General features: G+C 36.3%; 13 protein-coding genes. 8 read left to right on the top strand and 5 right to left on the bottom strand.

Annotation, left to right across the window (positions count from 1 at the left end; genetic code table 11):
* Window positions 1-26 precede the first annotated feature (26 nt).
* Together BMX49_RS01455 and hemE are read left to right on the top strand one after the other, a co-directional pair.
* Window positions 27-707: a uroporphyrinogen-III synthase gene (locus BMX49_RS01455; RefSeq protein ID WP_034717962.1), complete on the top strand. Its 681-nt coding sequence runs from the start codon at window positions 27-29 to the stop codon at window positions 705-707.
* Window positions 708-752: 45 nt separating this feature from the next.
* Window positions 753-1,781, top strand: a complete 1,029-nt coding sequence (gene hemE / locus BMX49_RS01450) for a uroporphyrinogen decarboxylase (protein ID WP_034717959.1) — start codon at window positions 753-755, stop codon at window positions 1,779-1,781.
* A 61-nt stretch (window positions 1,782-1,842) separates the two neighbouring features.
* Here the strand turns inward: hemE and BMX49_RS01445 are convergent, their stop codons facing one another.
* Entirely contained in the window at window positions 1,843-2,364 is a 522-nt protein-coding gene (locus tag BMX49_RS01445) for a GNAT family N-acetyltransferase (protein WP_034717957.1), read from the bottom strand.
* A gap of 113 nt (window positions 2,365-2,477) precedes the next feature.
* Here BMX49_RS01445 and BMX49_RS01440 point away from each other — a divergent pair, with 113 nt between their 5' ends.
* The 3 genes from BMX49_RS01440 to BMX49_RS01430 all read left to right on the top strand — a co-directional run bounded on the left by BMX49_RS01440 (window position 2,478) and on the right by BMX49_RS01430 (window position 4,963).
* Window positions 2,478-2,909, top strand: coding sequence for an META domain-containing protein (locus BMX49_RS01440; protein ID WP_034717954.1), 432 nt, complete (start codon window positions 2,478-2,480; stop codon window positions 2,907-2,909).
* Window positions 2,910-3,010: 101 nt separating this feature from the next.
* Window positions 3,011-4,237 (top strand): GTPase HflX, encoded by a 1,227-nt coding sequence (hflX, locus tag BMX49_RS01435; protein WP_034717952.1) that lies wholly within the window; start codon window positions 3,011-3,013, stop codon window positions 4,235-4,237.
* Between the two features lie 6 nt (window positions 4,238-4,243).
* Window positions 4,244-4,963, top strand: coding sequence for a DNA alkylation repair protein (locus tag BMX49_RS01430; RefSeq protein ID WP_034717948.1), 720 nt, complete (start codon window positions 4,244-4,246; stop codon window positions 4,961-4,963).
* A 34-nt stretch (window positions 4,964-4,997) separates the two neighbouring features.
* On the opposite strand, the gene BMX49_RS01425 is transcribed toward BMX49_RS01430, so the two are convergent.
* The gene (locus tag BMX49_RS01425) at window positions 4,998-5,381 is read right to left on the bottom strand and encodes a group III truncated hemoglobin (protein ID WP_034717945.1); all 384 of its coding nucleotides are present in this window, start codon (window positions 5,379-5,381) and stop codon (window positions 4,998-5,000) included.
* Window positions 5,382-5,596: 215 nt separating this feature from the next.
* Between BMX49_RS01425 and BMX49_RS01420 the strand changes: the two genes are divergently transcribed.
* Together BMX49_RS01420 and BMX49_RS01415 are read left to right on the top strand one after the other, a co-directional pair.
* Window positions 5,597-6,088 (top strand): YkgJ family cysteine cluster protein, encoded by a 492-nt coding sequence (locus tag BMX49_RS01420; RefSeq protein ID WP_034717944.1) that lies wholly within the window; start codon window positions 5,597-5,599, stop codon window positions 6,086-6,088.
* A 103-nt stretch (window positions 6,089-6,191) separates the two neighbouring features.
* Window positions 6,192-6,503, top strand: a complete 312-nt coding sequence (locus BMX49_RS01415) for a hypothetical protein (protein ID WP_034717942.1) — start codon at window positions 6,192-6,194, stop codon at window positions 6,501-6,503.
* Window positions 6,504-6,650: 147 nt separating this feature from the next.
* On the opposite strand, the gene gdhA is transcribed toward BMX49_RS01415, so the two are convergent.
* From gdhA to BMX49_RS01400, 3 genes are all read right to left on the bottom strand, one after another.
* Window positions 6,651-8,009: an NADP-specific glutamate dehydrogenase gene (gene gdhA / locus BMX49_RS01410; protein WP_034717940.1), complete on the bottom strand. Its 1,359-nt coding sequence runs from the start codon at window positions 8,007-8,009 to the stop codon at window positions 6,651-6,653.
* A gap of 184 nt (window positions 8,010-8,193) precedes the next feature.
* Complete coding sequence (dprA, locus tag BMX49_RS01405) at window positions 8,194-9,303, bottom strand: DNA-processing protein DprA (RefSeq protein WP_034717937.1); 1,110 nt, start codon at window positions 9,301-9,303, stop codon at window positions 8,194-8,196.
* Window positions 9,304-9,331: 28 nt separating this feature from the next.
* Window positions 9,332-10,102, bottom strand: a complete 771-nt coding sequence (locus tag BMX49_RS01400) for a rhomboid family intramembrane serine protease (RefSeq protein WP_034717936.1) — start codon at window positions 10,100-10,102, stop codon at window positions 9,332-9,334.
* A gap of 189 nt (window positions 10,103-10,291) precedes the next feature.
* On the opposite strand from BMX49_RS01400, the gene BMX49_RS01395 reads away from it, so the two are divergent.
* Window positions 10,292-11,362 carry a DUF3078 domain-containing protein gene (locus tag BMX49_RS01395; protein ID WP_034721039.1) on the top strand — a complete coding sequence of 357 codons (1,071 nt, stop codon included), beginning with the start codon at window positions 10,292-10,294 and terminating at the stop codon, window positions 11,360-11,362.
* Window positions 11,363-11,374 lie beyond the last annotated feature (12 nt).

Raw genomic sequence — 11,374 nt, 5'->3', positions numbered from 1 at the left:
TAGAAATTATTGATAATTTATTTTTAATGGATATTCTGTTTACAAAAAAGTTAGACGACAAAGAAGTTTCTAAAATTCTAGGGACAGAATTTTCAACTCACTTCTTAGAAGTTATAAAAATCAATCTTAAGACGGTAGCGCCGTTTCCCTTAGAGCGAAAATCTTTAATTTTTACCAGCGTAAATGGAGTAGAGTCGTTTTTTAAAAACGGTTTTAAGGCCAATGAAAACTTCGCCGAAAAAAATTACAGTAAAATTTACTGCGTCGGTAAAAAAACCAAATTACATCTTCGAAAATATGGTTTTGGTGTTTTTAAGACGAAAAAGAACGCAAAAGAACTTTCAGAATTCATTATTGAAAATTGTGCGAAAGAAAGTTTCGTGCATTTTTGTGGAAATCTAGCCATGGATATTCTTCAAAAAAAGTTACCCTTGCAAAATATCGGTTATCGTAAGGTCGTTGTTTACGACACCGAACTTATTTATCCAAAACTAGAAACAAAGCATGACGCGATTGCTTTTTTCTCACCAAGTGGTGTGCGCAGTTTCGTGCAAAATAATCCGCTGGATTTCAAATATATTTTTTCTATTGGTGAAACTACCAGTTTAGAAATAAGTAAGCATACGTCGCAGAAAATATTTACGGGTAAAGACAATGATTTAAATGCTTTGCTGTTACTCGTTAAGCAAGAAGAAAAAAAAGATTAATATAAAATGTGGAACCACAATTCCCGGTTTTAATTTAAAAAGAATATGATTAAAAATGATTTATATCTAAAGGCATTAAGAGGTGAAACCGTAGAGCGGCCACCTGTTTGGATGATGAGGCAGGCCGGCAGATTTTTGCCAGAGTTTCGTGCAATGCGTGATGAATATGATTTTTTCACCAGATGTCGCACGCCTGAACTGGCTTCAGAAATTACCATGATGCCAATTCGCAGATATCCGTTGGATGCTGCAATTTTATTCTCAGATATCCTAGTTGTTCCTCAAGCCATGGGAATCGATTTCGAAATGAGAGACGGAATTGGACCTTGGTTAGAAAAACCGATTCGCACTTTAGAAGATGTACAAAATGTAATTGTTCCTGATGTTAATGATACTTTAGGATATGTTTTCGAGGCGATCGAAATGACGTTGCATAAATTAGATAACGATATTCCCTTGATCGGTTTCGCTGGTTCACCCTGGACGATTCTTTGCTACTGTATTGAAGGAAAAGGTTCGAAAGCCTGGGATATTGCAAAGAGTTTCTGTTTCAGAAACCCAGAAGCTGCGCACTTATTATTACAAAAAATTACAGATACCACCATTGCTTATCTAAAAAGAAAAGTAGAGAAGGGAGTCTCTGCGGTGCAGATATTTGATTCTTGGGGTGGCGCGTTGTCTCCAGAAGATTATCAAGAGTTCTCCTGGCCTTACATCAATCAAATCATCGAAGCGTTAAGTCCTTTGACTCACGTGATCGCTTTTGGTAAAGGATGTTGGTTTGCCTTGGAAGAAATGACTTTGTCTAAAGTTTCTGCTTTAGGCGTTGACTGGACGATTAAACCAGAATTGGCGAGAACATTGACCAATCACACCATGACTTTGCAAGGGAATTTTGATCCCAACAGATTGCATTCTTCACCGGAGACGATTAAGAAAATGGTAAACGAGATGATAAACCGTTTTGGAAAAGATCGATATATCGCAAACCTAGGACATGGAATTTTACCCAATATTCCTCTGGAAAATGCCGAAGCTTTTATTAGAGCAGTGGTAGATTGGAAACCAAACTAAAACTAGTTTTAAATATAATGAAGAACGTTTCTACTGGAACGTTCTTTTTTTATTTCAAAAATTAAGGTTTTTCAATTTCATAATACATCAATTCCTCATGATAGTCTGGCAGCTGGATAATGGATTTAAATTGAAGCCCCAGTTTTTCAATCAGTTTTTGAGAACCGATATTTTCTTTAATGGTAATCGCCGATATTTTTGCCAAACCAAACTCGTGAAACCCAGCCTCCAGCAATCTTTTAGAAGACTCGAAGCCGTAACCTTGGCGTTCAAATTCTGGTAACAATGAAAAGCCAATATCTGGAGCGGCCAGACCATCTCTTTTAGATATTCCTACATTTCCTACTTTTTTCGAATCGGATTTCCGAGCAATAATATAACTTCCAAATCCATGCGTTTCGTAATGTGGTAGGAATTTCTCTCTGATGTGTTTTTCGGCATCTTCAACTACTTTAATATTTCGGTCGCCAACAAATTGTAAAAATTTTGGAGAATTGTAAAGTTCTAAAATGAAGTGTGCATCTTCAATTTTCACAGATTTCAGAAAAAGTCTTTCAGTTTCGAAGATTACTTTCTTTTTCATTTGATTTATTTAATTATTTCGTGAAATTGAAATGCCTTTAAATGAAAAAATTCACTCATCAAAAATAATAAAACATGGCACACAAATAGCAATGGTAAAGGAAATTTTTAAAAATGAAAAAGATAATAACAGCCTTCGTAGCTTTATTTACATTACTGTTTCTAGCAAATTGCGCTACTCAAATTAAAGTCCCGGAAGATACAAAACGGGAGTGGATGTTGGTGGAGTTTCAGGATTTTACTAAAGAGTTAATGATGACTAACAAAGCTCAACTAAATTTAACTCAACAAACATCACCGAATCGATTTTCGGCAAATATGGGTTGTAACAATATGTTTGGCAAAGTAATTTTCAGTGCTACCGGAACAGTGAAATTCTCTGATGTAGGAAGTACAATGATGTATTGCGATAAAAATATGGACTTAGAAACCGCGTTCTCGAAAGAGCTCCCAACCATGACCAATTATAAAGTTGAAGGACATTATCTTACGTTGAGCAATGCTGCCGGAAAGAAAATGAAATTCGTGGCTGCTGATTGGGATTAAGAATTTATAAACAGTAGTTAGAGTCTCAGATTATTTCAGCTGAGATTTTTCAGTGATGAAACTCAAAGTATTATCTTTGTACAAATGCCGAAAGGAAATTTATGTTAGACAAAAAAGAACACCAATACGAAAAGGCCGTGTTAGTCGGCTTAGTTACTCAAAATCAAAGTGAAGAAAAACTGGATGAATATCTTGATGAATTAGAATTCTTGGCTTTAACTGCCGGCGCATCCGTTGACAAAAGATTTATTCAAAAACTGACGCAACAGGATCCCAAAACTTTTATTGGGAGCGGTAAAGCGCAAGAAATCAAGGAATACGTAAAATCAAATAATATAGGAACCGTCATTTTCGATGATGAACTTTCACCTTCTCAATTGAAAAATCTTGGGAAGGAAATGGAAGACGTTAAAATTCTCGACAGAACCAATTTAATTCTCGACATCTTCGCCCAAAGAGCCCAAACCTCTTACGCCAGAACCCAGGTGGAACTAGCTCAATATCAATACTTACTCCCAAGATTGAGTAAAATGTGGTCTCACCTGGATAAGCAAAAAGGGGGAATCGGAATGCGTGGTCCTGGGGAAACAGAAATTGAAACGGATAGAAGGATTATTCGCGACAGAATCACCTTATTAAAGGAGAAACTGAAAACAATAGATAAGCAAATGGCGACACAAAGACAAAACCGAGGAAAAATGGTTCGTGTCGCTTTGGTTGGTTACACCAATGTTGGAAAATCAACTTTGATGAACGCCATTTCTAAGTCTGATGTTTTTGCTGAAGATAAATTATTTGCGACTTTAGATACCACCGTCAGAAAAGTGGTGATCGGCAACCTACCCTTCTTGTTAACCGATACAGTTGGATTCATTAGAAAATTACCGACGCAATTGGTAGAAAGTTTTAAATCAACTTTAGATGAAGTTCGCGAAGCAGACTTATTAATTCACGTGGTCGATATCTCGCATGAAAGTTTTGAAGACCAAGTTAATTCTGTGAATCAAACATTAATGGAAATAAACGCGCATCAAAAACCAATGATTATGGTTTTTAATAAAATTGACGCGTTCGCTTACGAGAAAAAAGAGGAAGATGATTTAACACCAGAATCCAGAAAAAATATTTCTCTGGAAGAATGGATGAAAACCTGGATGTCGAAATCACAATATCCCACGGTCTTTATTTCAGCCTTAAATAAAGAAAATTTCCCCGAAATGAAAAAAATGATTTACGATGAGGTTTTGAAAATTCACATTGCCCGATTCCCGTACAATGATTTCTTATTCGAATATCATGACGAAGAGAATGAAAATCTGACGGAATAATTTTGAATGGCCGCAATTGTTTCACAAATAGAAAAGCATTTACAAAGCTTATCTAATCTAGACAAGAGAGAAATTCAACAAAGATTTTTTAAAACCGGAAAAGGAGAATATGCAGAAGGCGACCAATTTATTGGCGTCACCGTTCCTAATCTTCGGCTTGTTGCCAAAGAATTCAGAGATAAAGTTTCCTTAGCAGAATTACAGACACTCATCGATTCACCCATTCATGAATACCGTCACTGTGCCTTATTGATTTTGGTTTCAAAATTTGAGCAGTCAAAGGATCTTCAACAGAAGAAACATTTAGTAGATTTTTATTTATCCAATAAACATCAAGTTAATAATTGGGATTTGGTTGATACGTCTTGCTACAAAATTTTAGGCAGATACTGTTTTGAAATTCAAGACGACTCCATTCTCTTAAACTTGGCCGAGGAAGAAAATCTGTGGAGCAAAAGAATTGCCGTAGTTTCCACCATGTTTCATGTGAAAAAAGCTTCTTTTGATTTGCTTAAAAAGTTAGTAATCAAAAACCTAAACCACGAACACGATTTAATGCACAAAGCAAATGGTTGGCTTTTACGGGAAATGGGAAAAAAAGATGAGCAAGAACTTTTAGATTATTTAAACCTTCACTATCTAGAAATGCCCAGAACTACGCTTCGGTATGCGATTGAACGGCTGGATGAAAATCTTCGTCAGGATTATTTACATTCCAAAATTTGATAGCGTCCTTTCTTTAAAATAAAAATTATTTCTTCTAACGAACCCTTCTCGCAACTTCCATTTTGTGACTCATTAAGTTGGCAATATTCGTGGCTTTATAAATAGCCATTTCTGCCATTTCACCTACGAAGTTTTCTTCAATGGTTGCCGTCCATAATTTAACCCAATGTTCAAAATGAGCTTTCTCCATGGGCACTTCAGCGTTAATCGGGAAATGAACGGCCATTGGATTTCCTTTGTATGAAATTTGACCAAACAAAAGAGTTTCCCAGAAAGAATACATTTTTGGTAAGTGATGATCCCAATCCACCTTTGCCACGTCGTTGAAGAAGAAACCAATCGTGTCGTCCGATTGTACTTTATCGTAAAAACGGTTCACTAAATCCTCAATATCCTGTCGCGTCTCCAAATTTTTCATAGGTCAAAATTAGGCAAAATTTAACCACACGATTATGACTGCAATCATTATTTTTTATTTGGGCGGACAATTCGTGCTATCCGTTCCTACTCCTCAGTCGCCTGCTCCACTTCGTTCCGCCGGCTCCTTGCGGGGTAACCACTACTATCACGGCCGCAGATTTTGCACCTTTACAAAGTTTTAATTTAAAAAAGAAATTCACCTACTTTTGTAAAATGAATTTAGAATTCTACAAAACTCAGGCGCTTCAAAAACAAAAAGAACACAAAAAGTTTTTGGAGAGTTTGAAAAAGAAACCTCCTAAAAATCTGGATTACAAAGTTCAGGAAACTCATACCGAAGTCTTCCAGAAAATAGATTGTTTGCAATGCGCCAACTGCTGCAAAACAACCGGGCCGCTTTTTACACCAAAAGATGTAGAGCGAATTTCCAAGCATTTTAAAATGAAAGTTGCCGAATTTGAAGATAAATTCCTACGCACTGATGAGGATCAAGATCAGGTCTTGCAAAGTCTGCCATGCTGGTTTTTAAATGAAGACAACTCCTGTTCAATCTATGAGATACGCCCGAAAGCTTGTAGAGAATTTCCGCATACAGACCGAAAAAAGATTTATCAAATTAACAATCTAACCTTGCAAAATACATTTATTTGTCCAGCAGCCTTTGAATTTGTTGAACGTCTTCAAAAGAATTTAGATAAAAAATAAAGATTCTTAAATTATATTAAAGTTCGTTAAACTTTGTTAGCGTAAGTGCAGATAATTTTATTTTTGCGTTATTGTTCTGTATTAAACAAAAAAAAATATCATTATGAAAAAATCAATGTTAGCAATCGTGTTTTTAGCGGCCGGAATTACCTTTGCAACTGCTCAGGAAAAAGAGGCAACGAAATTGCAAAAAGCGCCAAAAACGGCGACTCTGAAAAAATCAGATGCGAAGGTGCAATCCACAGAAATGATGACGGAAGAGGAAATGAAGAAGGAAGAGGAGATGATGAAAACCGAGAAAAAAGAAATCAAAGCTGATGATCGTAAAAAAGAAGAGCAAATGAAAATGAAAAATAATGACGATGCGAAAGCTACCGAGGATACGCTCAATACTCAACCTGTTATGAAAGGGTAGACCGTTGAAAAGATAATAAGTTATCCACCGAAATAAAAATAAAAAGCATTGAGTATTCAATGCTTTTTATCCTTTCACTTTACTTTTTCCCATTGACCCGGGACAGGTTTTATGAAAAAAGCCAGAGGTGAACTCTGGCTTCTATTTTTATACGACACCTTGGGCTAACATTGCTTCGGCAACTTTCACGAAGCCTGCGATATTCGCACCTTTCACGTAATTTACGTAGCCATCTTCTTCTTTACCATAGTCTCTGCAAGCTTTATGAATGCCGATCATAATTTCTTTCAGTCTTGCGTCAACCTCTTCAGACGACCAGTTCAAACGAATTGAATTTTGAGTCATTTCTAAACCAGATGTTGCTACACCACCAGCGTTCGATGCTTTTCCTGGAGAAAATAAAACTTTGCTGTCTAAGAAATAATTAATCGCATCCAAAGTGGAAGGCATGTTGGCAGCCTCCGTAATACATAAGACACCGTTAGCAACCAAAGCCTGAGCATCTTCCAAGAATAATTCATTCTGTGTTGCAGCTGGAATCGCTACATCACATTTTACATCCCACGGACGTTTTCCTGCATAGAATTTTGCACTCGGGAATTTTTTCACGAAATCTTCCGCTCTGTTATTTCCAGATGCGCGAAGTTGTAATAAATAATCAACTTTGTCGCCAGAGATTCCATCTTCATCATATACATAACCATCAGGTCCCGAAATCGTTAATACTTTACCGCCTAATTCGTTTACTTTTTTCACAACGCCCCAGGCAACATTTCCGAAACCAGATACCACGAAAGTTTTACCTTTAATCTCCTGACCAATTGTTCTTAGCATTTGCTCACAAAAATAGACAACGCCGTATCCTGTAGCTTCGGGACGGATTAATGAACCGCCGTAAGCCAAACCTTTACCAGTTAAAACGCCAGTAAATTCATTTCTAATTTTTTTGTATTGACCGAATAAATAGCCAACTTCTCTGGCTCCAACGCCAATGTCTCCCGCAGGCACATCAGTTTCTGGGCCGATATATTTACACATTTCTGTCATAAATGCCTGACAAAAACGCATCACTTCCATATTTGATTTTCCTTGAGGGTCAAAATCTGCTCCTCCTTTTCCACCGCCCATAGGAAGCGTAGTTAAGGAATTCTTGAAGGTTTGTTCAAAAGCTAGAAATTTTAGAACCGATAAATTTACAGTTGGATGAAAACGAATTCCCCCTTTATAAGGACCAATCGCCGAGTTCATTTGAATTCTAAATCCTCTGTTCACCTGGATTTCACCGGCGTCATCAACCCAAGGAACACGGAAAATAATGGTTCTTTCTGGCTCTGCCATCCGTTCCAAAAGTTTCATTCCATTGTATTCTTTGCGAGTTGCAATAAAAGGAATCACTGTGGAAGCAACTTCTTTTACGGCCTGTAAGAACTCGGGTTCATTTGGATTTCTCGCTTCAATATTTGCGATAAATTCCTGAATTTTCTGCTCTACGTTGTAGTGTTCCATAAGAAATGAGAATTATTACTAACAAATTTAGTCAATTTTCAGAACTTACAATAAAAACTTTAAATATTATTGAATTATTAATAAAATTACAGATTATTTTTATTAAATTCATAAAAGAAAGAGTAAAAATATTAAAAATTGAATATTAATCGAATATTGCTAAATTTTTAAGAATGTAAAAATATCAGAGAGAAAGATATTGTCGGCCAGAAAGGGCTTTTATATAACCTAGAATTTCGAGTTGAAGCAAGTCTGGTAAAATTTTATATGTTGGGATTTCCAACCGTTGAGAAATTTCGTCCAGGGACAGAGGAATTTTTTTATCTAAAGTATTAAGAAGATTTTGCTGATGTTCTGGCAGAAGCACCTTTATTTCAGAAATAGGGAAAAGACTACCTGTCTTTTCCAACTCTTTGTTAAAACCAAGTTGTTCGATGAGTGACGAAATGGTTGAAATCACCGCGGCTTTATTTTGGTGAATGAGTTGATTACAACCTTGGCTATATTTCTCATCAATTCTTCCAGGCAAAGCGTAAACTTCCCTGTTATAATTATTTGCAAAAGTTGCGGTACTGATCGATCCTCCTCCAAAAGCGGTTTCGACTACAATTGTTGCTGGAGCCAAACCTGCAATAACGCGGTTTCTCTGAATAAAATTCTCGCGATCTGGTTTTTGAGAAGAATTGAATTCGGTGAATAACACTCCATTTTCGTCGAGTATTTTGTGAGAGAGCTTTCTATTTCTGGATGGATAGAGGGTGTGAAAACCATGGGCGAGAACTGCAACTGTGGCAATCTTATTTTGCAAAGAAACTTCATGAACTTCAGCGTCTGCACCTAATGCTAAGCCGCTAATAGTCATTATCCTCTCGCCTTTAATCTCCTTTAAAAAATCCTGAATAAACTGTTTCCCGTAAGAGGATATATTTCTGGTTCCCACGATACTGATTGCTTTCTTAGAGGAATCGAAATCCCCTTTTTGGTAGAGGATAGCGGGAGCGTCGTCGCATTCATTTAAGAGCTCTGGCAAATCACCAAGATGACGCAGGTTTATTCTGATATTGTTTTTCTCACAAAAGGCAATTTCTTTCTCAGCAAATTTTAAATGCTCAGCGTTACCAATTTCTATTGCAATCTTTTTTCCAATTCCGAAAATATTATGCAATCCCGACTTTGAAAGATCCCAAACTTCTTTGGCCGATCCTACTTCATTGACCAATTTCCGGAAGATTACATCTCCGACTAAAGGGCAGTGGCGCAGTGCGATAGCGTAAAGGTTTTCTTCGGAACGCATGAAAATGTTTTATCAAAAGTATTGAAATTTATTCGTTTTTACGGAGTTCATCTAGCCGCTCCCAAACATTTTCTTTCTTTTTATAAGGGAGTTCTAAAAAATCTTCTGGATGATTCTCTTTGTATTCTTGCCAAAGCTTGTCGTCTTTTTCGCTATAATAATTCGGAAATTCCCAGATAAATTTCACTTTTCTCTCGCCTGATTTTCGGAATATAAAGGCCATTAAAATTCCAATAACCGCACCCGATAAATGCGACTGCCAGGAAATTCTGCTTGGTTCTGGTAACTGAGAGAAAAGTTCCTCAGGCATCACTCCCCAAATTAAACTTCCGTAATACAACGCAACAACCATAGACACGGTTAAGAATTTCATGTTCCAGCGAAAGACACCGCTAAAAAAGAGAAAAAAGGCGAGAACGTAAACGATTCCGCTTGCGCCAATAATACAAACTGTATTAAATTCACCCGTATAAATATCAATCGGCGGTAAAAGCCAAACTAAAAAGCCGGTTAAAATCCAACCTAACAAAAATACTTTCTTTGCAATAAAAGGGTAAAATTGGAAAAGGAGAAATATGAGCACAAAAATAGGAACTGAATTTCCAAATATATGTTCTAAACTTCCATGAAGAAAAGGAGACAGAAAAATTCCCTTCAAACCATACGGACTGAGCGGCACGATTGCTCCAGAACAGCCTGTAAATAAGCCTAAATACTGTAATAAAAATCCTAACCACATCGCCGCAACCATAAGAGCTGCGTAAAGTACGGCGTTGAAATTAAAATGATTTTTGAGCATGAATTAGTTTTTGACAAAACGTTGACCAAAATTATTAATAAGCAAATATGGCTAAGACTTTATATAAAAGTAATTAAAATCAGACAAAATGCGTGAAACAATGCAGAATGTGTTTTTGTAAATTGTTTGTTTGTCTTAAATTTGCCGACTATGAGAAACTTGTGCGCCTTTATTTTACTTTTTATTTCAATGGCTCTTTTTTCGCAAAAAGAAAAAAGGGTGTTAGCCGAGATTGATTCGATCTCACAGCAAAGATGGGATGCGACTGCATTAGATTTAGACAGCTTAGCCAATCCTAGATTTGAGAATTTTAAAGTCGTTTTTAAAGATACCATTATCGTTTATGATCGTGTTGGTGTGGTGAAGGCAGATGAAGAGATTCCTGTAACTCCTTACAATTTGCTTCAAATGAAGGATCCTATTAAATGGTTTTATCACGGTCAAAATAATCTCGTTTTCAATCAGTCTTCATTTTCAAACTGGAATTCTGGCGGAAATAATAATATCGGCGTTATCGGGAAAATAAACTATAATTTGAGCTATAAAAATAGAAAACATTTTTTAGATAGTAATGTGCAATTGGGTTATGGGTTTGTTTCTACACGGGGCGAAGCATCACGGAAAACAGAAGATTACATTAATATTATGACTAACTACGGTTATGATATTGGGAAAAACTTTTATTTATCAACCGGATTTCAATTTCTGTCACAGTTTTCTGCCGGCTATAATTACACCTTAACGCCAAGTCCCGCATTTGAAGATCGAATCTCTAGATTTATGTCGCCAGGTTATGTGTATGCAGGGGTAGGAGTTTTATATAATCCCAATGAAAATTTTCAGGTCATTTTCCGTCCTGTTAATGGCAAGTTTACTTTTGTTAATGATCCTTACTTGCAAAAAGCGGGTAAATATGGTTTAGAAAAAGACGGTCAATCGATTCGTTCAGAGCTGGGAGCTTTGGTGAATGTTCTTTATCGGATCAATCTTTTTAAAGATATTAACTTGGTTAATCAAGTGAATTTTTTCAGCAATTATGCGAATCATTTTGAAAGAGTTGATATTTTATACAACGGCACGCTCAACTTCAAGTTCAACAAATTTATCACTACGGTAATAAGTCTAGATTTGCTTTACGATCATGATCAAATGCAAAAGCTGCAACTCAAACAAACTTTGGGTATTGGTTTTTCTTACAATCTTGGATTTGAAATTAAAGAAAAAAATAAAAAGATGATCAAACCTTTCATTGCGAGGTAATAAGCAATGTTA

The sequence above is a fragment of the Kaistella antarctica genome (assembly GCF_900109615.1).
Classification (GTDB): Bacteria; Bacteroidota; Bacteroidia; order Flavobacteriales; family Weeksellaceae; genus Kaistella; species Kaistella antarctica.
Note: the sequence above shows the minus strand (reverse complement) of the source record. Positions and strands in the feature narration are given on the sequence as shown.